Source organism: Micromonospora sp. NPDC053740 (genome assembly GCF_040677775.1).
GTDB lineage: Bacteria > Actinomycetota > Actinomycetes > Mycobacteriales > Micromonosporaceae > Micromonospora > Micromonospora alfalfae.
Genome location: NZ_JBFASO010000004.1, coordinates 1 through 23354, shown reverse-complemented (window position 1 = coordinate 23354; position 23354 = coordinate 1). Strand labels below are relative to the sequence as shown.

Sequence of the window (23354 nt, the reverse complement as noted above, 5' to 3'; positions counted from 1 at the left end):
GAGTGAGCCGGTGTTGCGAGCCTCGACGGCGGGCCGCGTCGACGGCGAGCGGTTGCGCGACCACATCGCTGTGGAGTTGGCCCGGGCCCGCGCCCGCAGCGCGTTGCTGACCGAGGTGGTCGACGACGCCGACCTGACCCGCCAGCACTCACCGCTGATGTCGCCGTTGGTCTGGGACCTCGCCCATGTCGGTAACCAGGAGGAGCTCTGGTTGGTCCGGGACGTCGGGGGCCGGGAGCCGGTCCGGTGTGACATCGACGAGCTGTACGACGCGTTCAAACAGCCGCGCCGGGACCGCCCCACGCTGCCCCTGTTGCCGCCCGCGGAGGCGCGCGCCTACCTGGCCACCGTTCGGGACAAGGTGCACGACCTGCTCGACGCGGTGACCTTCACCGAGCGGCCGCTGGTCGCCGACGGGTTCGCCTTCGGCATGATCGTGCAGCACGAGCAGCAGCACGACGAGACAATGCTCGCCACCCACCAGCTGCGCTCGGGGCCGGCGGTGCTGCACGCCCCGGCGCCGCCCGAGCCGTCGGTACGGGTCGGCGCGGAGGTGCTGGTGCCGGCCGACGAGTTCACCATGGGCACCGACACCGATCCGTGGGCGTTGGACAACGAACGTCCGGCGCATCGGGTCGACCTCCCGGCGTACGTCATCGACGCCGCCCCCGTGACCAACGGCCAGTACGCGGCCTTCATCGCCGACGGCGGCTACACCGAGCAGCGCTGGTGGAGCGCGGCCGGCTGGGAGCATCGGGTTCGGGAGCAGCTGAGCGCCCCGATGCACTGGCGTCCCGACGGCGACGACTGGTCGTATCGGCGCTTCGGTCAGTGGGCGCGGGTGCGCGCCGACGAGCCGGTGGTGCATGTGTGCTGGTACGAGGCGCAGGCGTACGCGGCGTGGGCCGGCAAGCGGCTGCCGACCGAGGCGGAGTGGGAGAAGGCGGCCCGGTGGGATCCGGCGACCGGGCGGTCGCGTCGTTACCCCTGGGGGGACGACGACCCGACCGAGGCGCACGCCAACCTCGACCAGCGCCATCTGCGACCGGCGCCGGTGGGCGCGTATCCGGCCGGCGCGTCGCCGTTGGGTGTGCACCAGCTCATCGGAGACGTCTGGGAGTGGACCTCGACCGCGTTCGACGGGCATCCGGGGTTCGCCGCGTTCCCCTATCGCGAATACTCGGAGGTCTTCTTCGGCGGCGACTACCGGGTGCTGCGCGGTGGCTCGTTCGGCACCGACCGCTCCGCCTGCCGGGGCACCTTCCGTAACTGGGACTATCCGATCCGTCGTCAGATCTTCAGCGGTTTCCGCTGCGCCCGGGACGCGCGACCGGACGAGACGTACCGGTGAGTCGCCGCACGACCGGCGGCCCGGCGGCGGGCCGGGGGCGCTGATGTGTCGCCACCTGGCCTACCTGGGGCCGCCGGTCACCCTGGCCGAGCTGTTGTTCGACAGTCCGCACTCGCTGGTGCGGCAGTCCTGGGCGCCTCGCGACATGCGCGGCGGCGGCACGATCAACGCTGACGGGTTCGGTGTCGGCTGGTATCCGGGGGAGGGTGAGCCGGTGCGGTACCGGCGGGCGCAGCCGATCTGGAGCGATCCGACCATCGCCCAACTGGCGGCGGTCACCAGCAGCGCGGCGGTGGTGGCGGCGGTCCGCTCGGCCACAGTCGGGATGGCGGTGCTCGACAACGCGGCGGCGCCCTTCGCCGAGGGGCGGTGGCTGTTCAGCCACAACGGTGTGGTCCGCGGCTGGCCGGACGCCGTGGTGCCGCTCGCCGCCGGTCTGCCGGTGCGTGACCTGCTCACTCTGGACGCCTCCACCGACTCGGCGCTGCTCTGGGCGCTGGTGCGGCATCGGTTGCGCGCTGGTGCCGACCCGGTCGAGGCGGTCGGGCGGACGGTGACCGATGTCGCCGCCGCAGCCCCAGGGTCGCGGCTCAACCTGCTGCTCACCGACGGGCACCGGGTGGTGGCGAGCGTGGCGGGGCACGCGTTGTCGGTCCGCGAGACGCCGGGTTCGGTGCTGCTCGCCTCCGAGCCACACGACGACGATCCCGGGTGGCGGTCGGTGCCGGAGGGGCACCTAGTCGTCGCCACAGCGGGTGAGGTGCGGGTACGTCCACTGCCGATCCCGGTGAGCCGCGCCGGGCAGGCACGCAACGGTTGAGCGAACAGAGGAGCGAACCGATGACCGCGGAACCCCTGGAGATCTACCTCGAAGAGGGTGACCTGGAGCGTGGCCTGCGCGACGACGTCCGGGCCGGGCTGAGCGCCGGCCGCAAGTGGCTGCCGCCGAAGTGGTTCTACGACGCTCGGGGCAGCGAACTCTTCGAGGAGATCACCCGACTGCCCGAGTACTACCCGACCCGGGCCGAGCGGGCCGTGCTGGCCGCGCACGCTCCCGACATCGCGGCGCTGACCGGGGCCAAGACGCTCATCGAGTTGGGCTCCGGCTCGTCGGAGAAGACCCGGCTGCTGCTGGACGCCTTCACCCGCCGAGGTGGGCTGGGTACGTTCGTCCCCCTCGACGTGTCGGTCAGTGCGCTGCGCGGGTCCACCGCCCAGATCGCGGCCGACTATCCCGGCCTGCGGGTGCGGGGCATCGTGGGGGACTTCACCAGGCAACTGGACCGGCTTCCCACCGGCGGTCGGCGGTTGGTGGTGTTCCTCGGTGGCACCATCGGCAACCTGTTGCCCGCCGAGCGGGCCGAGTTCCTGACGGCGATGCGCGCCGCGTTGGAGGTCGGCGACTGGTTGTTGCTCGGCACGGACCTGGTGAAGGACCCGTCGGTGATAGTGCCGGCCTACGACGACGCCGCCGGGGTCACCGCCGAGTTCAACCGCAACGTGCTGCACGTGATCAATCGGGAGTTGGGCGCCGATTTCGACCCGGCCGCGTTCGAGCACGTCGCCGTGTGGGATCCCGACCACGAGTGGATCGAGATGCGGTTGCGGGCGACCCGGCCGATGAGCGTGCGGGTGCTGGGGCTGACTGTCGATTTCGCGGCGGGGGAGGAGCTGCGTACCGAGGTCTCGGCGAAGTTCCGCCGGGAGGGGGTCGCCGCGGAGCTGGCCACTGCCGGCTTCGCCGCGACGGAGTTCTGGACCGACCCGGACGCGCTCTTCGGTGTCACGTTGGCGCGGGCGCGGTGAGCCTGTTCACCCGGCGCGGTCGGGCCGGGCGGTGATCCGATAGGCTGATCACGCGAAGGGGAGTAGCCCCCAATGTCGTGGTCGACATACTGGTGCGTTCCGCATCCGGCCACGCGGCCCCGGTTTTCTCGGGGCGGGCGAGACCTTCGACTCAGGCTGTTGCAGCCGGGTCGAGGGCGCCCCTGTACCTCCTCCCGGCGTGAACGGGAAGGATGTCATGGAGGGATTTTTCGCCGCGCTGGTAGTCAGCTTCGGCGTCATCTTCGTCGCCGAGCTGGGGGACAAGTCCCAGCTGATGGCGCTGACCTTCGCCACGCGCTTCAAACCGATTCCGGTGCTGATCGGCATCACGGTCGCCACAGCCGTGGTGCACCTGGCGTCGGTCGCCATCGGCGCGAGTCTCGGGGCGGTCCTGCCGACCGAGTGGATCTCCCTGGTTGCCGGCGTGGCGTTCCTCGGGTTCGGTGCGTGGACGTTGCGCGGGGACAAGCTCACCGAGGAGGAGAAACGCAAGGCGGAGAAGACCAACAAGACCGCGCTGGTCGCGGTGTCCGTGGCGTTCTTCCTCGCCGAGCTGGGCGACAAGACGATGCTCGCCACGATCACGCTCGCCACCAAGTACGGCTGGTTCGGCACCTGGCTCGGCTCCACCATCGGCATGGTGGCCGCCGACGCGCTGGCCATCCTGGTCGGCCGGATGCTCGGCCGGCGGCTGCCGGAGAAGACCATCAAGTACGGTGCCGCGATCCTCTTCGCCATCTCCGGTCTCTGGCTGATCCTGGAAGCGGTGAACGAGCTGACCTGAGCCCCGACTAGCTGCCCGGAGGGCGGGTAACGGCCCGGGGTGGAGCCGGCCGAGTTGTTGCGCCAGGGCGACCAGGTGCTGGTTGCCGTGGTGGAGGTGGCCGGCGCGCTGGTGATCTTCGTTGGTGCGGTGTGGGCGGCGGTGCGGTTCGTGGTCGAAGGGCTGCGACACCGCACCGCCGCCCGCTTCACGCCGATCCGGCTCTCGCTGGGCCGCTTTCTGACCCTGGGCCTGGAATTCCAGCTGGCGGCCGACGTGCTGCGCACGGCGGTGTCCCCGTCGTTCACGCAGATCGGCCAACTGGCCGCCATCGCGACGATCCGAACGGCGTTGAACTACTTTCTGGGCCGCGAGATCCGTCAGGAGCAGCGTCAGGTGGCCGAGGGGGAGCGTCGACCGTGACGGGCACCCTGGTCACGGCGGTCACCGCCCTGGCGCTGGTCGCCGGGGTTCTCACCACGCTCACCACCGGGGCGCTTCGCCGCGGCGTCCGGGTGGTGCTGGACCTGCTCACCGCGGCCGGCCTGCTGCACCTCGCCGGCGAGCCGGGGTGGAACGGCCTGGCCGGCGCGGTGGCGATCATCGCCCTGCGTCAGCTGCTCGGGGCGGCGCTCAGCCGCCGACCCCCATGGTCCGGCCGACAATCCCCGGCGCCCTGCGCGGAGGACGATCACCACCTACCGTTGGCCTCGACAGGTGAAACGGGAAAAGCGGGAGGATGACCACATGAGCCGGCACGACGAACCGAACGAGTACGGCTACGCCGGCGGCGCCACCGCCCCGGAGCCGCCGCCCGGCGGGAAGCCCGACGAGCAGGATCGCGTCGAGGCGGTGGCGGTGCCGGGCGACGACCTCACCGGGCCGACGGCCGAGGCGCTGGTCGAGGAGACCGAGGACCTGCCGCCCGCCGACCGTCGCCGCTGAGCGCCAGCCCGCGCGGTTGGTGCGGCGGCGCGGCACGGCGGCGAAGACGCGCTCGCCGCGCCGCCCCTTGGCGCTTCGCGTTCGCTGAATCGCGCCGATGCGGTCAGCGGGCGTCGGGGTGCTGGTAGACGTCGGGTACGCCGTCCCCGTCGGCGTCCAGCCGCTCCCGCTCTGCCACTCTCCGGTACGCCGCGTTGCGGCGGACGAGCACCGTGGCGGCCAGCCCGGCGGAGATCACCGAGCCGAGCAGCACTGCCGCCTTGACCCGTTCGCCAGCGGTGCTGCCCGCCCCGAAGGCCAGGTCGCCGATGAGCAGCGAGACGGTGAAGCCGACGCCGGCCAGCAGGGCGATGCCGAGCAGGTCGACCCAGGTGATGTCCTCGTCCAGTTCGGCGCGGGTGAACCGGGCCAGCAGGTACGTCGAGCCGAAGATGCCGATGCTCTTGCCGAACACCAGACCGGCGACGATGGCGATCACGATCGGGTCGCGTAGCAGGGCGCCCAGGTCGGTGCCGCGCAGTGTGACCCCGGCGGCGAAGAAGGCGAAGATCGGCACCGCGAAGCCGGCCGACACCGGCCGCCAGCGGTGCTCCAGGCGGGCGGCGAGCCCACCCTCGCCCGCCTCCGCGGTGCCCGCCTGGTCGTTCCCGGTGGTCGGCTGGTCGCCGCCCGCCCGTCGACGGGCGAGCACCGGGACCGTGAAGCCGAGCAGGACCCCGGCGACCGTGGCGTGCACGCCCGAGGCGTGCATCAGTGTCCAGGCGGCGATTGCGAGGGGGATCAGCGCCCACCACCAGGTACGCCCTCGCTGCACCAGCGCCGCGAAGAGCCCGATCGCCGCGAACGCGGCGAGCAGCGGAACGGGATGGAAGCCGGCGGTGTAGAAGATCGCGATGATGATGATCGCGAACAGGTCGTCGACCACCGCGAGGGTGAGCAGGAATGCGCGCAGGCCCTGGGGCAGATGTGAGCTGACCACCGCGAGTACGGCGAGCGCGAATGCGATGTCGGTGGCTGTCGGAATGGCCCAACCGCGCAGGCCCTCCCCGCCCCCGCTCAGCACCACCGCCACGTAGATCAGCGCCGGCAGCAGCATCCCGCCGAGCGCGGCCGCCATCGGCAGCGCGGCTCGGCGCGGGTCGCGCAGGTCACCGGCGACGAACTCCCGTTTGAGCTCCAGGCCCACCACGAAGAAGAAGATGGCCAGCAGGCCGTCGGCCGCCCAGGTGGCCAGATTCAGGTCGAGGTGCCAGGGCGCGCCGGGCCAGGGCACGACGTCGCCCAGCCGGGTGTACGAGTCGGACCACGGGGAGTTGGCCCAGATCAGCGCGATCAGAGCGCCTGACAGCAGCAGCGCGCCACCGACGGTCTCGGTGCGCAGCACCTCGGCCAGGTGCCGGGCCTGCGGCCAGGACGATCGGGAGAACAGCCGCATCTTCGGCGGACGCTGGCCTGTCGGCGGGGTGGGGGAGGTCAACTTCGGGCTCACCTACAGGAGTCGGGACGGCAGGAATCCACTCGCCGACCAGACTTCCCGGCACACCGCTGTCGACCCTATCCGGCGGTGCGGCCGGCGGCGACCGCTGGGCCGATCGGACGCCGTTCGATCGCGGCTTCGACTTTTCCCAGTTGTCGCCGCTGCCGAATGGACGTTTGTCGGGTTGGTCATGCGGGCGCACATCTCGCACCCGGAATATAGGTAACTCCGGACATAAGCCGTATGAGCCGCTTTAATGGTTTCACGAGTTTAGAGACGACCTTGGGGGTTTTCGTGAAGTTCTTTGCCGTAACCGGACCGGCACGGGGGCGCTCCTGATGGACCTGCTCCGCCAATTGCGCCACGTGCGTCGGCACTGGTGGGTCGCGCTGGTCACGGTCATGGTGGCTCTCGGCGTCTCGGCGTTCCTGACCGTACGGGCCCAACCTCGATACGTCGCCTCGGTGACCTTCTTCGTCACCACCCCCAACACCGGCGTCACCGACGCCTACCAGGGCGGGCTCTTCCTCCAGCAGCGCGTCAAGTCGTACGCCGACCTGCTCAGCAGCGACCGGCTGGCGCAGAGTGTGGTGGCCGAAACTCCGGTCGGCCTCACCGCGGACGAGGTGCAGCGCCGGGTGAGCACCTCCACCGAGACCGGCACCGTTCTGCTGCGGGCATCGGTCACCGACACCGACCAGACCCGCGCGTTGCGCGTGACGGAGAGCCTCGCCAACAAGTTCGTCGAACTCGTACAGAAGGTGGAGACGACGCCGGAGGGCAAGGCGCCCATCAAGATCGAGGTGGTCAGTGGCCCGCGGGTCAGCGCCAACCCGGTCTCGCCGCAGCCGGTCCGCAACCTCACCCTCGGTGGCCTGGTCGGCCTGATCCTGGGCATCGGTCTGGCGATCCTGCGCGGCGTCGCCGACGTCCGACTGCGCGACGCCGCCGGCCTGCAACGCGCCACCGGCAGCCCGCTGCTCGGTGAGATTCCGTTCGAGGCCAACGCCCGCAGCGCCCCGCTCATCGTGGGCGACGCCGCGACCTCGGCGCGCGCCGAGGCGGTCCGCAAGCTGCGGACCAACCTGCGCTTCGTGGACGTCCACGAGCCTGCCCGGGTCATCGCGGTGACCAGCGCCCTGCAGGGCGAGGGCAAGACCACCCTCTCCTGCAACCTGGCCATCGCCCTGGCCGAGGCGGGCTGGCGGGTGCTGCTCGTCGACGCCGATCTGCGCCGCCCGAAGGTCGACGACTACCTGGGCCTGGACGCCGGCGTCGGCCTCACCGACGTGCTGGTCGGCGACGTGAAGGTGGGCGACGTCGTGCAACGCTGGGGCGACAAGTCGCTGCTGGTGCTGCCCAGCGGGTCGGCCCCGCCGAACCCGAGTGAGCTGCTCGGCTCCAAGGCCATGTCGGACCTGCTGCTGGCGCTGCGCGAGTCGGCGGACATCGTGATCATCGACACCGCGCCGCTGCTCGCGGTGACCGACGGCGTGGTGGTGGCCGTGCAGGCCGACGGCGCGCTGCTGGTGACCCAGCAGGGCCGTACCTCGCGCACCCAGGTCGCTGCGGCGGCCCGGTCACTGCACTCGGTCTCGGTCCGGCTGCTCGGCTGTGTGTTGAACATGGCCAAGGTCGCCAAGGCCGAGGCGTACCAGTACGAGGCCTACCGGGTGGTGGCCTCGACTGCCGAGGCGTCGGTGCCCGCCGACCGGGCGGCGTCCGGCCGGCACAGCGCGACAGCCGACGGGGTCAACGGCGTCCCCGACCACACCCAGGAACTCACCCGGCTGCCCCGATGAGCGCGGCGAGGGGTCGCAGCGACCGTTCGATCTCCTCGGCGCAGCGTCGGAAGTCGGCCGCGGTACCGCCGATCGGGTCCCGAAGGTCGTCCTCGTCCGGGGCTGCGGGTTGCAGCCGTCCCCGGGCCTGGGCGGCGGCGGCGATCGCCGCCCGCAGCGGGTCGTCGGCCGAGTCGGCGGGCGGCTCGGCCGCCGCGGCCAGCCGGCCGAACTGGCGCAGTGTGAACGTGCGGTGCAGCGCTCCTGGCGCCAACGAGGTACAGATCGAGCGTTGGCGTCGGGTCGCGGTCAGCACGAGCGTCGCGTCGACCAGATGCTCGGGGCGCAGCCCCCTGGTCCGGAACGCCGCCGGGTCCGCACCGATCTCGGTCGCGACCTCCATGGCGTACGGGTGCATGGCCAGCCCGTCGATCGCGTCGGTGCCGGCGCTGGCCACCTCGACGGGTCGGTCCGCCAGCAGCCGGCGGGCCAGGTACTCGGCCATCGCTGACCGGCACAGGTTGGCGTGGCAGACGAACAACACGCGATCAGCCATCGGTGCCCCTCTCATCGGTACGGACACCGGCGCTCGCACCGCGGGGGCGGTGCGTCGACGCCGGAGGTCGCGCGGGGAGGGGTTGTCGGCATCGTACGCGCGCCGCACGCCGGCCGGTCGTGGTGCCGCGCCGGTCGCCGGCGATCCCTGTGGGACGGAGGCGCGCCGGTGAAGATCGGCATCCTGTCGTACCACTTTCCGCCCGAGCCGGCGTTCATCCCGGGGAGCCTCGCCGAGGAGCTGGCCGCGCGTGGGCACGAGGTGCGTGTCCTCACCGGCTTCCCGGACTACCCCGGTGGCCACGTCTATCCCGGCTGGCGGCAGCGGTGGCACCACGAGACGCACAGCCAACGGCTGAGCGTCCGACGGGTGCCCCGGTACCCCGGGGGTGCCGCGTCCGTCGGCGGCCGGATGGCCAGCTACCTCTCCTTCGCCGGCAGCGCGGGGCTGGTCGCACGCCGGTTCCTGGGAGACGTGGATGCGCTCTACGTCTTTCAACTGCCGGCGACGACGTTCGCCGCCGCCGGGGTGCTCCGGTTGCTCGGGCGGGTGCCGGCGGTGCTGCACGTGCAGGACGTCTGGACCCGCGACGGCGCGGACGAGGGGAGCGAGGGCCGCTGGGCGGCGCGGATGCGCGGCACGATGACCCGGATCTACCGGAGCGCCGCGCGAATCGCGGTCGCGGCGCCGTCGATGAAGGACCTGGTGGTCGCCGCCGGCGCCGACCCGGCCCGGGTCCGACTGGTGCTGAACTGGACCGATGAGCGGATCTTCCATCCGGCGACACCCGGCGCGGCGGCCCGCCAGCTGGTCCGTCGTGACGGTCGGTGCGTGGTGATGCACGCCGGGACCATAGGGGCGCGCCAAGGACTGGAGACCGCGGTCCGTGCGGCCGCGGCACTGGACCGGACGATGGATCTGGTTCTGGTCGGTTCCGGCGCGGCGGAGCGGCGGGTGCGGGGGCTCGCCGCGGAGCTGGGGGCGGAGAACGTCCGTTTCCTGGAGCGGCGGTCGCCGGTCGACATGCCCGAGCTGTACGCCGCCGCCGACTACCAGCTGGTCATGTTGCGCGACCTTCCTGAGCTGCGCGGCACTGTGCCCGGCAAACTCCAGGCCGCGCTCTCCTGCGCCGCGCCGGTCATCGCCTCCGCCGGTGGGGACACGGCCGAGTTGGTCGAACGGGCTCGGGCTGGGTTGTCCTGCCCGCCGGAGGACTGGGCGGCGTTGGCCGACAGGTTCTGGTTGGCAGCCACCATTCCGCCGCCGACCCGCACCGAGATGGGTCGCCGGGGGAGGGCCGCGTACCTGCGCGAGATGTCGCTGCCCGCGGGCGTGGACCAGATCGAACGGCTGTTGCACGAGGCCGCCGGACGGGTCGCAGAGCCCGCCGCTGAACCACGAAGAAAGCTCGCTTAAGGGACGACAATTGCAATAACGGTACGAACTTCCCTCAGGCGTGCTAAGAACGTCAGGGAATCGACCTTCTGTCCGGTTCCGCGAATGGGAGTGTGGTGTGACGGTGAGCGAACGTCCGATCCGGCGACGGAGCCGGTGCCGGCGTCGTCGGCGGGCCCGACTGCGACGGGCCCTCCTCGGCGCCCTCGTGGTTGGCTCGCTGCTGCTGGCGACCGGCGGGTGGATCGGCTTCCGCGGCTGGCAGGCGCGCACCCACCTGCTCAACGCCGCCGGCCTGGCCCGAGAGTTGAGCGCCCAGATCGTCGGTGGGGACACCGACCGCGCCCTGCGGACGCTCGCCGCCCTTCAGGAGCAGGCCGGCGCGGCTCGTACGGCAACGGCAGACCCGAGCTGGGAGCTCGGACGGCGTACGCCGATCGCCGGCGACGACCTCGACGCCGTCGCGCAGATCGCGGTCGCCATCGACGAACTGGCCCGGCACGCGTTCCCGACCCTGCTCCGGACGGACCTGGCCAGCCTGGTGCCGACCGGCGGCCGCGTGGACCTCGCCCGGCTCGCCGCCGTCTCCACGGAGCTGTCCGGGGTGCACGAGTCGGTGCAACGTACCCGCCAGAACCTGGCGGCGGTGCCGGCCGACAGTCTGGTCAGTCAGATCCGGCAGGCGCTGAGCGACCTGCGCGACGAGATCGACCGCCTCGCCAGCCTCACCACGGCCGCCGACCAGGGTGCCCGCCTCCTCCCGCCGCTGCTCGGCGCGAACGGCCCACGCCGCTACCTGCTCGTCTCGCAGAACCTCGCCGAGTTGCGCGCCACCGGCGGCATGTTCGGCGCGTACGCGATGATCGAGGCGGAGAACGGCAAGGTGAAGATGGGCAAGCAGGGCAGCACGTCCTCGCTCGGTCAGTTCACCCCGGCGCTGAAGGTGCCTGCCGAGACCCGGGCGCTCTGGACGGACCTGCCCGGCATCTATCCCGCCGACGTCAACCTGTCCCCGCACTTCCCGACCGCCGCCACGCTGTACCGCGAGATGTTCCGGCGCAAGACCGGCACCACTGTCGACGGCGTGCTCGCCGTTGATCCGGTGGTGCTGTCCTATCTGCTCAAGGCGACCGGTCCGGTGCTGGTGCCCGGCGGTGTCCCGCTCGCCAGCGAGAAGGTAGTGCAGACCCTGCTCAACGACAGCTACCAGAGTCTCGACGTCAAACAGCAGGACGAGTTCTTCGCGGCGTCGGCGTCCGCGGTGTTCGACGCCTTTTTCAAGAAGAATGTCAACCCACGGGTGTTGTTGTCCGCATTTGACCGTGCTATCACCGAACGCCGGATATTGTTCTGGAGTGCCCGACCTGAGGAACAGCGGACATTCGGCGAGAGCCGGATGGCCGGGACGCTTCCGGAACAGGACACCGTGCCGACCGTCGGCGTGTTCCTCAACGACGGCAGCGGCGCGAAGCTCGGCTACTACCTGCGGCCGACGGCGAACCTGACGGTCGGCGAGTGCCGGTCGGACGGCCGCCGTGAGCTCCGGCTACGGGTGACCCTGCGCTCAACGGCGCCGAAGTCCGGACTTAGCAAATCCGTGCTCGGCCTGGGCCTGGCTGGCGATCCGTACACCGCCCGCACGTTGGTGTCGATCTTCAGCCCGGCGGGCGGCGCGGTGCTGGAGGCCCGGCTGGACGGGGTCGAGACGGCACTTGGCAGCGGCACCGAACGCCGCCGTCAGGTGGCGACGGCCAGCGTCGATGTCGGCCCCGGCGCCGAGCGGGCACTGGAGGTCACCCTGCTGACGGCCAAGACCGGCGTTGGGCAGGCCGAGCTGTGGCTGACCCCCACCGCCAGCCCCTGGACCACCCAAGTTCATTCCGCACCAAGCTGTGATCAGTAGGAGGGAACCAAATCATGCGGCTATCCCGCATCATCATGGCGCTCACGGTCGGCCTGGCCGTGGTGGCCGTGCCGACGGCAGCGGGGGCGGCACAGCCGCAGCCGCAGCCCACCGCGACGACCGACCCGCCGCAACCGCCGCCGTACCCGCCGACCGCCGCGTCGCTGACCGTCAACCGGCCGACGATCTACCTCGGCGAAACGGTAGTGCTCACCGGCACCAACTTCGGTCCGAACGAGACCGTCGACATCAACGTGACTGTCACTCCGCAGGCCGCTCCGGCCGGCGGCGCGGCTCCGGCTCGCCGCAGCGACGGCAGCACCGTGGCAATGGCTCCGGTGGCCTACCAGGCGAGCGCGCCCCTGCACTTCACGGCGTACACCAACGCCCAGGGTCGCTTCACCAAGAGCTACAAGCCGTCGGTGACGGGTCTGCTGACCTTCACCGCCACGGGCCGGGAGTCCGGCCGTACCGCCACCACCGAGCTGCGGGTGCTGCACAAGAAGCAGCCGCTGCCCGTCACGGGTGACAGCCTCGGCACGCCCATGAAGCTCGGTGGCGGCCTGGTCGGCGCCGGAGCGGTGATGCTGCTGCTGACCCTGGCCTGGCGTCGTCGCCAGCGCTTCGGTGGTGCGGCGCACTAATCCACACCACCGGGCCGCGCCCGGACAGCACTCAAGCTGGCGCCCGTCGGAACACTCCGACGGGCGCCAGCCTGTTCGGATGGACGCCCGCCAGCGCCGTCCCCGGCCGTCGTCGGTCCGGCCATGCCCGCCGGTGTCAACGTCGACACCGAGCGGTACGGCATGCCCGCCGGTGTCAACGTCGAGCGGTACGCCCAACGTCCAGCGCTGCCGCGTCGAGGGTCAGCCGGCCCGCACCCGTCACCGGCGACAGTCTCTTCCCAGGCGGGGTGGGTAACACCGGCGAACGGCCTTCAACACGGTCACGCTGAGGCGCTGCCCAGCCCGTGTGTCCGCCAGCTGCCCATCTGCGGCCTCGGCGTGCGGCTTCGGTGTGTCTTGCGGCCTTTGCGCGGTCGACCCATTCATGATCGACTCGGGTTTCATGATGTCGGGCTGTCCGGCCGTCCGGGATGCCCCGACTTCCGTGAACCCGAGTGGATCACGCGGGTGAGGGTCGATTCGACGCCTTGGACGCGGCGCTGGATGGTTCGTTTGTCCGGCGGTGGGTGTTTGTGGGGTGTGGCCGGGTGCACTCGTGGGCCGGAATCGTGGCGGGGCCGGGGTCGTTACATACCCTGACGATCGCAGTACCACCGACCCGCCGCCCGACCCTGAGGGCTGGTCACGCAGGCTGGAATGCCAGCCGCCACCCGGTCGTTACAGTCCCCACGAACGACCACCGGGCACCGCCACGATGAGGGCGCCGGCGGTGGGCCACCCCCGGAATGACCCCGGCCCCCCGGTCGTTACACAGGGTCCCGGCGCCACGAGCCCCCCGCTCGCAGGTCGCCGACCCGACGCCCAGATGGCGTCACCCCCCAGACTTTTCCCCTTGCATGTGCAGCGCCGGACGAGGTGCTCACACCCCGCCGCCGTCCCCCTTGTGGTGGTTGGGTGTTCTACCCCCGAAGGAGCTACCCCTCATGAACACGATCTTCCGTAAGAGCATGCTGTCCGTTGCCGGTCTCGCGTTCGCCGGTGGTGTCTTCGCCGGCCCGATCGCCGCCCACGCCAACCCGGTGGATGCCAAGCCCGCCGCCGTGGCCGTGCAGTCGGCGCCGAAGCCGCAGGGCGACCAGTCGCACATCAGCCTGAACGATGAGCAGACTGCGAATGTGAAGGCGATCATCGCCGCGACGAAGAAGGCGGGTCTGCCGGAGCGGGCTGCGGTGATCTCGATCGCGACGAGCCTGCAGGAGTCGAAGCTGGAGAACCTGGGCCACCTGGGCGACATGAACGACCACGACTCGCTGGGCCTGTTCCAGCAGCGCCCGTCCAGTGGTTGGGGTACCCCGGAGCAGATCACCGACCCTGAGTACTCCACGACGGCGTTCCTCAAGGGTTTGAAGCAGGTCGACGGGTGGCAGGACATGCCCCTGACCGACGCCGCGCAGACCGTCCAGGTGTCGGCCTACCCGGACGCCTACGCCCAGTGGGAGCAGCAGGCCACCGACCTCGTCGGCCAGCACTGGAACAGCTGACCCGCACCACCGCAGGACAAGCACGCAACACCACGCACAACAGCACCACCGCACGACACCAACCGCTGGCCGGCACCCGTAACCCCGGGTGCCGGCCAGCGGCCTTTCTGTTGTGGCCGGACGCTGCCCGCCGGTCGCGGAACTAGAGGTCCCGGTGCCAGCGCCCTCCGGGGATGTGGATCGAGTCATCCAACCCGCATCTGCCCGAGATCTTGGACAGTTTCCGTTCCGTGCGAACGGAAACTGTCCAAGATCTCCGTGGACGGGACGAGGAATCATCGGTGCGTCAGTTGACCCGCCGCCCTAGAGGCGCAGGTCGAGGGCCGCGGACACCGGCCGATGGCGCGGGGCGCGGGCACAGGCCGGGGAACGCCGCTCAGTGGGAGCAGCAGGCCACCGACCTCGTCACCCAGCACTGGAACGGCTGACCCGCACCACCCGCAGTACACGCACACCAGCACTACAGCACGGCAAGGCCACCGCACGGCAAGGCCACCGCACGGCAGGACGCACCGCACGGCAAGGCCACCGCACGGCAGGACGCACCGCACGGCAAGGCCACCGCACGGCAGGACGCACCGCACGGCACCGACCGCTGGCCGGCACCCAGATCCGTGGTGCCGGCCAGCGGCGTACCCCGGTCAGTTCTTGTGGTTGTGGGTGCGCCAGATATCGATCAGCGCGGCGATCAACGCGAGCACGATGATGCCGGTGGCGAGCATGAGGGACTGTTCGAAGGCGTTGGTCCAGTCGCCGTGGCTGTCGGCCAGCGTGGAGAAGAACAGCGAGCCGACGGCGGCGATGCCGGCGGCGGCGCCGATCCGCTGGCCGGTCTGGAGCATGCCGGCGCCGCTGCCCGCCTGATCGACAGGCACCTCGGAGAGGGTGATCGTCTGGTTGGGGGCGATCACCAGTCCGCTGCCGATGCCGGCGACGAGCAGGGGGCCGGCGGTGACCCAGGGCGCTGGGGCGTCCGGGAAGAGCCGTAGTGCGATAACGGTGGCTGCCAGTCCGACCACGACGGTGAGCAGTCCGATGGCCACGAGTGGTCGGCCGAAGCGGTTGACGATGCGGCCACCGAGTACGGCGGCGGCCGCCGAGCCCAGGGCGAAGGGGGTGATGGCCAGGCCGGCGACGAGGGCGCTGTAGCCGAGCCCCATCTGCAGGAACAGGGTGAAGATGAAGAAGATCGCGGTGAAGCCGCCGAAGTAGACGAGCGCGAGGATCGAGCCCAGCGTGTACGACTGGAAGCTGAACAGCCGGAGGTCGAACAGGGGTTGGTGGTGGCGTGCGTACCGTCGTTCCCAGAGCCCGAAGGCGACCAGCACGGCCAGGCCGGCCGGGATGAGCGCCCACTTCCAGGGGGTCCGCCACTGCTGTTCCTGCACCAGTGGCAGCAGGACCAGGACCACACCGACGCCGAGCAGTAGGACGCCGAACGGGTCGAGTCGACGCCAGCCGGGTTGTCCGGTGGGGCGGCCGGGTAGCAGCCGCCAGCCGAGGATCACCGCGAGGACGCCGACCGGCACGTTGACGAAGAAGACCCAGCGCCAGCCGTGTTCGTCGCCGCCGACGGCGATGAGCAGTCCGCCGAGCAGCGGTCCGACGGCGGTGGAGATGCCGATGGTGGCGCCGAGCAGCCCGAACGGGCGGGCGCGTTCGGGCCCGCGGAACAGTTGCTGGATCAGCCCGATGACCTGGGGGTTGACGACGCCGGCGGCGGCGCCTTGGAGCAGTCGGGCGATGACGAGCCAGGTCGGGGAGGTGGCGAGGCCGGCGAGGGCGCTGGTGATGGTGAACAGCGCGATGCCGAAGACGAACGCGTTGCGTCGACCGCGGGCGTCGCCGAAGCGGCCGGCGGGGACCAGCGCCAGGCCGAAGGTGAGCGCGTACCCGGAGAGGATCCACTGCAGGTCGCTCGGTGACGCGTGCAGCGCCCGGTCGATGGAGGGTACGGCCACGTTGACGATGCTCACGTCGAGCAGCGTCATGAAGGCGGCGACGAGTCCGACGCCGACTGCCTGCCAGCGTCGTCGGTTCTCGGCCGCTGTCACCGGCTGCGGCGTCTGCGCCGCGCTCATCGCGCCCCCCGTCGACCCTCGGTCATGCATGATTGACCGCTACCCGGGTCTTCGGGGGGCGAACCGTGCCGGTTGGTTCCGCGGGTCACGCCATCTGGCGGGCGCAGAACCGGGCACCGAAGTCGAGGCCTGCCATCGGTGAGTCCTCGCGGTGCAGCAGGCCCTTCTCCGTGAGCAGGTGCAGGGGGCTGCCCACCTGCTCCTGGGTGAGCCCGGATTCCTCGGCGATCAGGTCCGGGTAGGGCACCTGCCCGCGTGCCTCAAGGGTGGTGACCGCCTGGTACACCCGTTGCTCGGCCTCCGACAGTTGCACCTGCTGCATGGTTCCTCCTTGTGCTCGTCCGCCACTGCGGTGGCGGTTGCCGTGCGCCGGTTACCCCCTCGGTGCCCGAAGATGCACACCCGATCGGGCGGTCACGGCGGCGGGCGGGTCCGGCGGTCGGGCCGGGGAGGTGCCCTAGGCTGCTTCCGTGATCGTTTGGGATCTCGTCGTCGTCGGCGCTGGCCCCGCGGGGCTGTCCGCGGCGCACGCCGCTGCCAGTGCTGGCGTCTCCACACTTGTCGTCGAGCGAGCCGTGCACCCGCGGTACAAGACCTGCGGTGGTGGCCTGATCGGCACCTCGCTGGCGGCCGTTCAGGATCGGATCGAGGTGCCCGCGCACGACCGGGTGGACCGGGTGACGTTCACCCGCGACGGCCGTCGGGAGTTCACCCGCCGCAACGGCAGTCCGGTGGTGACGATGGTGCGCCGCGAGGAGTTCGACGACCGGCTGCGCGCGGCGGCGGTGGCCGCGGGCGCACAGCTGCGGGAGCGGGTCGCGGTCCGCGCGATCGAGCAGGACCCCGAGGGGGTACGCCTGCGGCTGGCCGACGGTACGACGATCGCGGCTCGTGCCGTGATCGGGGCGGACGGCTCGTCCGGGGTGACCGGCCGGCACGTCGGGGTCCGGTACCGGCAGGTGGATCTGGGTCTGGAGTTGGAGATTCCGGTGCCGCCCGTCGAGCAGGAGCGGTGGCGGGGCCGGCTGCTGTTGGACTGGGGTGCCATGCCGGGTTCGTACGCCTGGGTCTTTCCCAAGGGTGACCGGCTGACCGTCGGTGTGATCGCCGGGCGGGGGGCGGGGGAGGGGACCCGCGACTACCTGCGGCGGTTCGTCGACCGGTTGGGTCTGGCCGGGTTGCCGGCGGAGCACGACTCCGGTCACCTGACTCGTTGTCGGGCGGAGGATTCACCGTTGCGCAACGGCCGGGTGCTGGTCGTGGGGGATGCGGCGGGGTTGCTGGAGCCGTGGAGCCGGGAGGGCATCAGCTTCGCGTTGCGCTCCGGCGAGTTGGCCGGGGCTGCGGTCGCTGGCGGTGACCTGGCCGGGTATGAGCGGGCGGTGGCTGAGCGTCTGCTGCCGGAGATGCGGGCGGGGTTCCGGCTGCTCGACGTGTTCACCCGTCGCCCGGACGTGTTCCACGCCCTGTTGGCGACTCCGCCGGGCTGGCGGATGTTCGTGCAGTTCTGCCAGGGGCGGGCGAGCTTCGACGAGATGCTGCGCCGCCGCCCGATCCGGGCGGCCCTCGCGGTGCTCGACCGGGTGTCTCATCCATCGCGCCAGGCCACCACCGCTCACCCAGGATCCTAGGACGCCTTACGGGGTGTGCGCCCGGCTACTGGTGCCGACCGCCGTGAACGGCAGACAATCACAGCGGAGCAGGAGGAGGCGCTGATGACCGAGCAGCCGTTCACCGACGACGAGTACGCGTTTCTGCGTCACACGCGGTTCGGGGAGTTGCCGCCCGCCGTCCGACCCGACGAGCGGGTGGCCCTGACCGAGACCGATCCCGGGCGCGATCGGCCGGAGGAGTCCGACGACCCGATCCGCTGGAACGTGCAGGGCTGAGAACGCGCGACGGGCCGCGGGTGTCGCCACCCACGGCCCGTTCGTGATGCGCTGCCGTCAGAAGACGGGCACGCCCTCGCGTACCAGACGCCAGTTGGGCTGGAAGAAGTCGGCCGGGTCGATCGTTCCCCTGGCCTGCGCCCAGTCGATGAGCAGCTGACGGATCTCCTGCTGCGCGTTGTAGACCTGGGTCTTCACGATGCCGGGGAAGTTGCCGCCGCCGCTGCGTCGGTAGTTGTTCACCGCCACCACGAACTGGGCGTTGTCCGCCACCGGGGTGTCGGTGCCGGCCAGCACCAGGCGGGTGATCCGCTGCCCGACCGGCTTGGAGATGTCGATGTCGTAGTCCAGGCCGGAGAAGACGTCGTAGTTGTAATCCGGCACGGCCGGGTCACTGATCTGCTCCGGGTCGACCGGGGCGCCCGGCGCGAACGTACGGAAGTACTTCGCCGAGTACTCCAGATACGCGCGCACCTCGGCCCCGTTGAGGACTACCGCCTCGAGGGTGTTGTCGTACACGTACAGGCCGGCCACGTCGCGGATCTTCACATCGCCGGCCGGGAAGACGGCGGTCCGGCTGAACGGCGCCGCGATCGACAGCACCGGCAGGTCCGCGTACGCCGTGCCCGCCAGCGCCGCGCCGACCACCTCGGTCTGCACGTGGTTGATGAAGTCCAGGATCGGCGTGTCCTTGTACCGCGACTCCGCCGCCGACAACTCCACGGTGGACTGCGCGACCACCTGGTTGACGTACGCGATGGTCTTCTGGTGCTGGGCCCGCACGGCCGCGAGCACCTTCGGGTCCTCGACCACAGTGTTGGTGTTCAGCATGGTGGCGGCCTTCTTGGTGATCGTCCACCGGCCACGCTCACGGGTGAGGGTGAAGTCCATCCGGGTGAGCCGCTGGCCCCACTTCGACGGCTCGGAGAGCAGCACCTGCGTGCCGGTGCGCTCGTTGGTGACGAACCGCTCGACCACCTCGTTGTGCGCGTGACCGAAAAGGATCGCGTCGATCCCGGGCACCTGCTGGGCGATCAGCGCCACCGGGTTCTCGTTCGGCAGCTCCGGGCCGTAGCTGGAGGTGCCGCTGTCACCGCCGTGCGCCGAGATCAGCACGAGGTCCGCACCGCGGGCCCGCATGATCGGCACCCACTTCGCGGCGGTCGCGATCATGTCGTCGAAGCGCAGCTTGCCCTCGACGTTGCCCTTGTCCCAGATGGCCACACCGGGGTTGGTCAACCCCAGGATGCCGACCCGCAGGGTCGGCGCGGCGAAACCGAGGGAGACCTTCTTGATGACGTACGGCAGGAAGGCCGGCTTGCCGGTCTTCGCGTTGACCGCGTTCGCGGCGAGCGCCGGGAAGCCGAGCTGACGGATCCACAGGTCCAGCAACGGCAGGCCGTAGTTGAACTCATGGTTGCCCAGGGTCACCGCGTCGTAGTCGATGACGTTCATGGCCCGTGCCATCGGGTGCTTCTCCCCGGTGGCGGTGATCGGCTCCTGCTTGGCGTAGTACGTGGCCAGCGGCGTGCCCTGGATCGTGTCGCCGGCGTCGAGCACCAGCGTCGCCTTGCCGCGCCGTTCCCGACGGATCTGGTTGATCAGAGTCGCCAGCTTCGCGACGCCGATGTCGTTCTGCTTGCTGTCGTCGTACTCGGCGTCGCGGTAGTAGTCCCAGTTGTAGACGTTGCCGTGCGTGTCCGACGTGCCCAGGAGGGTGAGGTCCCAGGTGCGCGGCCGGGCCGGGCCGGCCGCCTGCGCGGGCGCGGCGGCGATCAGCGGGGTCGTCGCCGCGGCCGCCGCGGCGACGAGCACTTGGCGGCGCGACGGGCCGGAGGAAGAGGTCATGGCGTGCCTTTCCATGGGGGTGGATGCGCCTCGTGAGCGCCTTGCGCACCATAACCAGCACCCGGCACTACCGCCACGGCAGCCCCGATCGTTGCAGCGGTTTCCGCAGGCCGACGCGGGGTAGGGCGGTCAGGGACGGTATTCGTGGGAGAGCGCCGCTTCCCGCGCGCAGCAAGGAGAGTTCTCAGTGAGCGAGGATCAGCACACCCAGCAGGACCCGACCAGCCAGTACGGCCAGCAGTCCGGCCAACCCGCACAGCAGCAGTCAGCGCCCGGCTCGACCGGGGAGATGACCCCGAAGCCGGACCACGGGGAGGAGTCGTACCGGGGCAGCGGCAAGCTCGACGGCAAGCGGGCGCTGATCACCGGCGGTGACTCGGGGATCGGCCGGGCGGTCGCGATCGCCTTCGCCCGGGAGGGCGCGGACGTGCTCATCTCCTACCTCGGTGAGGAGGAGGACGCCGACGCCCGGGAGACCATCCGGCTGGTCGAGGCCGCCGGCCGGCGGGGCGTCGCGGTACGCGGTGACATCACCGACGAGGCGCACTGCCAGGAACTGGTCGACCGGGCGGTACGCGACCTGGGCGGACTCGACATCCTGGTCAACAACGCGGCGTACCAGATGTCGCAGGACAAGGGGATCCTCGGCATCAGCACCGAGCAGCTCGACCGGGTGTTCAAGACCAACCTGTACGCGATGTTCTGGCTCTGCAAGGCCGCCATTCCGCACCTGGCCGAGGGGTCGGCGATCATCAACACGTCGTCGATCCAGGCGTTCGACCCGTCGCCGCAGTTGCTGGACTACGCCACCACCAAGGCGGGGATCGCCAACTTCACCAAGGCCCTCGCCGCCGACCTGGCCGAGCAGGGCATCCGGGTCAACGCCGTCGCGCCGGGGCCGGTGTGGACGCCGCTGATCCCGGCCACCATGCCGGAGGAGAAGGTGAAGCAGTTCGGCACCGACACCCCGGAGGGGCGTCCCGGGCAGCCGGCGGAGCTGGCGCCCGCGTACGTCTTCTTCGCCTCGCAGGAATCCAGCTACGTGACGGGCGAGATCCTGGGGGTCACGGGCGGTCGACCGACCAAGTGACCCGCCGTCGGGTGGGCGTCCGCCCGGGGCGCCCGCCCGGCGGTCCGCCGTGCTCATGCGGCTTGTCGCTGTGGCCTGCTCGCGCGGTCCCTTGTTCGCGCGGTCCCTTGTTCGCGCGGTCCCTTGTTCGCGCGGTCCCTTGTTGGTGTGGCTTGTTCGCGTGGCTCGGCGGTCAGCGTGGCCAGGCGGCGAAGCGTTGCCGGATCTCGGCGACGTCGGCGGCGCCCAGGCCGTACCGGCCGAAACGCTGGTCGGAGAGCCGGTCCAGGTAGCGGCCGGCGGCGCGCACGTCGTCCGGGTCCAGCGCGGGGTCGACCTGCCGTGCCAGGACCAACAGCTCGGTCACGTCGTAGTGGTCGAGGGCCGCTGCCACGTCGATGAAGTCGCGAACCTCCCGCCGGTTGACCAACGCCGCGATCTTGTTCGCCACCAGGTCACGAACGTCCATCACCGGGCCGAGGTCCATCACCACCGGACTCTGCTGGCGGTCCAACCGGGCGAGGCTGAGCCGGATCTGCCGTCCGTCGCGGCTCACCACGAAGTCCTTCATGTCCTGCTCGTACCCGTCGAACAACTCGGCCAGCTCACTGTCCGGGTCGGCGTCACTGACGATGAACCCGGCCCGCTCCAGGGCCACCCGCACCCCGGCGGACGCCGCCGCCGCGGCGCCCTCCACGTCCGCGAAGAGGTCGACGTCCTCCGTCGGTCGGGCGACCAGCCCGTGCGCCGCCCACGCCACCCCACCACCCAGAACGAACCGGTACGGCCCGGCGGCGGCAAGCGCCACCCGGGCCACCTCCCGGTAGAACTCGTGCAGATGAGGTTCGATCACGCCGCGCGCAGGCCGCGGTGCCGGCTCTCCCACGCCTGGCGTACGCCCCGAGGCAGGTTGAGCAGTCGCCACACCCGACGCAGCGTCCGCCCGTTGATCAGGGCGCGCAGATCCTCGGCCCGAGTGGTCTCGCGAAGCACGTTCTCGTACATCCAGAGCAACTGGTCGGGGTCGCCGAGGTCGAACGTGCGCTCGGCGTTCCACATCAGCCGTACCGGCAGCTCCACGACACCTCGGGTAGGGCCGGCCAGCTCCGCGAGCGTCCGCGCCACCACAGCGGGGCGACCCGGGCGGGCGAGAAAGGCCACGCCGGTCGCGGTGGGGGAGACGGCCTGCATGGTGTCAGGGTAACGCCCACCAGACCCGGTGTCGCTCAGGTCGATCCCAGCACGCTCCTCCAGGCGCGCCGGCCCGACCCTCATCGCCTCCAATTTTGTCCGGTTTGCGCGTAGTGGTGCGCTCGGCCGGTTCGTGATCGACTCGGGTTTCATGATGTCGGGGTGTCCGGCCGTCCGGGATGCCCCGACTTCCGTGAACCCGAGTGGATCACGCGGGTGAGGGTCGATTCGACGCCTTGGACGCGGCGCTGGGTGGGTGGTTTGTCCGTGACCGGGGGTTTCTGGGTGGTGACCGGATGCACTCGTGGGTCGGAATCATGGCCGGGGCGGGGTCGTTACATACCCTGACGATCGCAGTACCACCGACCCGCCGCCCGGACCCCTGAGGGCTGGTCGCGCAGGTCGGAAATGCCAGACCCCCTCCGGTCGTTGCAGTCCCCACGAACGACCGACGGGCACCGCCTCGATGAGGGTGCCGGCAGGTGAGCCATTCGGGAATGGTCCCGGCCCCCGGGTCGTTGCAGTCCCCACGACGACCAGCGGGCACCGCCTTGATGAGGGTGCCGACGGGTGGGCCAACCCGGAATGACCCCGGCCCCCCGGTCGTTACACAGGGTCCCGGCGCCACGAGCCCCCCGCTCGCAGGTCGCCGACCCGACGCCCTGATGGGCGTCACCCCCCAAAGACTTTTCCCCTTTGTATGTGCAGCGCCGGACGAGGTGCTCACACCCTGCCGCCGTCCCCCTTGTGGTGGTCGGGGTGTTCTACCCCCGAAGGAGCTACCCCTCATGAACACGATCTTCCGTAAGAGCATGCTGTCTGTTGCTGGTCTCGCGTTCGCCGGTGGTGTCTTCGCCGGTCCGATCGCCGCCCACGCCAACCCGGTGGATGCCAAGCCGGTCGCGGTGGCCGTGCAGTCGGCGGCCCCGAAGCCGCAGGGCGACCAGTCGCACATCACCCTCAACGACGAGCAGACCGCCAACGTCAAGGCGATCATCGCCGCCACGAAGAAGGCCGGTCTGCCGGAGCGGGCTGCGGTGATCTCGATCGCGACGAGCCTGCAGGAGTCGAAGCTGGAGAACCTGGGCCACCTCGGCGACATGAACGACCA

The 23354-nt window shown here is 70.8% G+C and carries 22 protein-coding genes and 1 pseudogene; 16 read left to right on the top strand and 7 right to left on the bottom strand.

The features are described from left to right. Positions 1 to 13: 13 nt before the first annotated feature. From egtB to AB0K35_RS12805, 7 genes are all read left to right on the top strand, one after another. Complete coding sequence (egtB, locus tag AB0K35_RS12835) at positions 14 to 1351, top strand: ergothioneine biosynthesis protein EgtB (RefSeq protein WP_363885707.1); 1338 nt, start codon at positions 14 to 16, stop codon at positions 1349 to 1351. Positions 1352 to 1394: 43 nt separating this feature from the next. Beyond that, a complete protein-coding gene (egtC, locus tag AB0K35_RS12830; RefSeq protein ID WP_357367255.1) occupies positions 1395 to 2171 on the top strand; it encodes an ergothioneine biosynthesis protein EgtC in 777 nt (258 codons plus the stop codon). Between the two features lie 20 nt (positions 2172 to 2191). Then, positions 2192 to 3157: an L-histidine N(alpha)-methyltransferase gene (egtD, locus tag AB0K35_RS12825; RefSeq protein ID WP_238672036.1), complete on the top strand. Its 966-nt coding sequence runs from the start codon at positions 2192 to 2194 to the stop codon at positions 3155 to 3157. Positions 3158 to 3374: 217 nt separating this feature from the next. Beyond that, on the top strand, positions 3375 to 3962 hold the full coding sequence (locus AB0K35_RS12820) for a TMEM165/GDT1 family protein (RefSeq protein ID WP_124854391.1): 588 nt from the start codon (positions 3375 to 3377) through the stop codon (positions 3960 to 3962). Between the two features lie 39 nt (positions 3963 to 4001). Then, positions 4002 to 4364 (top strand): DUF1622 domain-containing protein, encoded by a 363-nt coding sequence (locus tag AB0K35_RS12815; RefSeq protein ID WP_238672037.1) that lies wholly within the window; start codon positions 4002 to 4004, stop codon positions 4362 to 4364. Next, on the top strand, positions 4361 to 4684 hold the full coding sequence (locus AB0K35_RS12810; RefSeq protein WP_238672038.1) for a hypothetical protein: 324 nt from the start codon (positions 4361 to 4363) through the stop codon (positions 4682 to 4684). The genes AB0K35_RS12815 and AB0K35_RS12810 overlap by 4 nt, the downstream gene beginning before the upstream one ends. Before the next feature lie 4 nt (positions 4685 to 4688). Beyond that, positions 4689 to 4886, top strand: a complete 198-nt coding sequence (locus AB0K35_RS12805) for a hypothetical protein (protein ID WP_238672039.1) — start codon at positions 4689 to 4691, stop codon at positions 4884 to 4886. A gap of 103 nt (positions 4887 to 4989) precedes the next feature. Here AB0K35_RS12805 and nhaA read toward each other — a convergent pair whose 3' ends face one another. Further along, a complete protein-coding gene (nhaA, locus tag AB0K35_RS12800) occupies positions 4990 to 6321 on the bottom strand; it encodes a Na+/H+ antiporter NhaA (protein WP_363885705.1) in 1332 nt (443 codons plus the stop codon). 380 nt (positions 6322 to 6701) lie between these two features. Between nhaA and AB0K35_RS12795 the strand changes: the two genes are divergently transcribed. Continuing rightward, positions 6702 to 8165 (top strand): polysaccharide biosynthesis tyrosine autokinase, encoded by a 1464-nt coding sequence (locus tag AB0K35_RS12795; RefSeq protein ID WP_238672040.1) that lies wholly within the window; start codon positions 6702 to 6704, stop codon positions 8163 to 8165. Here AB0K35_RS12795 and AB0K35_RS12790 read toward each other — a convergent pair. Further along, positions 8146 to 8700: a low molecular weight phosphatase family protein gene (locus tag AB0K35_RS12790; RefSeq protein WP_363885299.1), complete on the bottom strand. Its 555-nt coding sequence runs from the start codon at positions 8698 to 8700 to the stop codon at positions 8146 to 8148. The genes AB0K35_RS12795 and AB0K35_RS12790 overlap by 20 nt on opposite strands. A 168-nt stretch (positions 8701 to 8868) precedes the next feature. Here AB0K35_RS12790 and AB0K35_RS12785 point away from each other — a divergent pair, with 168 nt between their 5' ends. The 4 genes from AB0K35_RS12785 (at position 8869) to AB0K35_RS12770 (ending at position 14165) form a co-directional block, all read left to right on the top strand. Continuing rightward, entirely contained in the window at positions 8869 to 10116 is a 1248-nt protein-coding gene (locus tag AB0K35_RS12785; RefSeq protein ID WP_238672042.1) for a glycosyltransferase family 4 protein, read from the top strand. 103 nt (positions 10117 to 10219) lie between these two features. Beyond that, complete coding sequence (locus AB0K35_RS12780; protein ID WP_363885297.1) at positions 10220 to 11998, top strand: DUF4012 domain-containing protein; 1779 nt, start codon at positions 10220 to 10222, stop codon at positions 11996 to 11998. 14 nt (positions 11999 to 12012) lie between these two features. Then, a complete protein-coding gene (locus AB0K35_RS12775) occupies positions 12013 to 12642 on the top strand; it encodes a hypothetical protein (RefSeq protein ID WP_238672044.1) in 630 nt (209 codons plus the stop codon). A 965-nt stretch (positions 12643 to 13607) separates the two neighbouring features. Beyond that, positions 13608 to 14165 (top strand): hypothetical protein, encoded by a 558-nt coding sequence (locus AB0K35_RS12770; RefSeq protein ID WP_363885295.1) that lies wholly within the window; start codon positions 13608 to 13610, stop codon positions 14163 to 14165. A gap of 641 nt (positions 14166 to 14806) precedes the next feature. Here AB0K35_RS12770 and AB0K35_RS12765 read toward each other — a convergent pair. Next, positions 14807 to 16246, bottom strand: coding sequence for an MFS transporter (locus tag AB0K35_RS12765; protein WP_363885293.1), 1440 nt, complete (start codon positions 16244 to 16246; stop codon positions 14807 to 14809). An 85-nt stretch (positions 16247 to 16331) separates the two neighbouring features. Then, on the bottom strand, positions 16332 to 16568 hold the full coding sequence (locus tag AB0K35_RS12760; protein ID WP_363885291.1) for a hypothetical protein: 237 nt from the start codon (positions 16566 to 16568) through the stop codon (positions 16332 to 16334). A gap of 148 nt (positions 16569 to 16716) precedes the next feature. Here AB0K35_RS12760 and AB0K35_RS12755 point away from each other — a divergent pair, with 148 nt between their 5' ends. Both AB0K35_RS12755 and AB0K35_RS12750 read left to right on the top strand, forming a co-directional pair. Continuing rightward, positions 16717 to 17877 (top strand): geranylgeranyl reductase family protein, encoded by a 1161-nt coding sequence (locus tag AB0K35_RS12755; RefSeq protein ID WP_238672197.1) that lies wholly within the window; start codon positions 16717 to 16719, stop codon positions 17875 to 17877. 84 nt (positions 17878 to 17961) lie between these two features. Then, positions 17962 to 18135: a hypothetical protein gene (locus tag AB0K35_RS12750; protein WP_238672196.1), complete on the top strand. Its 174-nt coding sequence runs from the start codon at positions 17962 to 17964 to the stop codon at positions 18133 to 18135. Positions 18136 to 18192: 57 nt separating this feature from the next. Here the strand turns inward: AB0K35_RS12750 and AB0K35_RS12745 are convergent, their stop codons facing one another. Beyond that, on the bottom strand, positions 18193 to 19983 hold the full coding sequence (locus tag AB0K35_RS12745) for a 5'-nucleotidase C-terminal domain-containing protein (RefSeq protein ID WP_238672195.1): 1791 nt from the start codon (positions 19981 to 19983) through the stop codon (positions 18193 to 18195). A gap of 187 nt (positions 19984 to 20170) precedes the next feature. Between AB0K35_RS12745 and AB0K35_RS12740 the strand changes: the two genes are divergently transcribed. Further along, positions 20171 to 21073: an SDR family oxidoreductase gene (locus tag AB0K35_RS12740; protein ID WP_238672194.1), complete on the top strand. Its 903-nt coding sequence runs from the start codon at positions 20171 to 20173 to the stop codon at positions 21071 to 21073. A gap of 172 nt (positions 21074 to 21245) precedes the next feature. On the opposite strand, the gene AB0K35_RS12735 is transcribed toward AB0K35_RS12740, so the two are convergent. Together AB0K35_RS12735 and AB0K35_RS12730 are read right to left on the bottom strand one after the other, a co-directional pair. Continuing rightward, positions 21246 to 21905, bottom strand: coding sequence for a nucleotidyl transferase AbiEii/AbiGii toxin family protein (locus AB0K35_RS12735; RefSeq protein ID WP_145788333.1), 660 nt, complete (start codon positions 21903 to 21905; stop codon positions 21246 to 21248). Next, on the bottom strand, positions 21902 to 22243 hold the full coding sequence (locus AB0K35_RS12730; protein WP_124770765.1) for a hypothetical protein: 342 nt from the start codon (positions 22241 to 22243) through the stop codon (positions 21902 to 21904). Before AB0K35_RS12730 ends, AB0K35_RS12735 begins: the two co-directional genes overlap by 4 nt. 788 nt (positions 22244 to 23031) lie before the next feature. Here AB0K35_RS12730 and AB0K35_RS12725 point away from each other — a divergent pair. Further along, positions 23032 to 23354: pseudogene (locus tag AB0K35_RS12725) on the top strand (hypothetical protein); the annotation flags it as partial.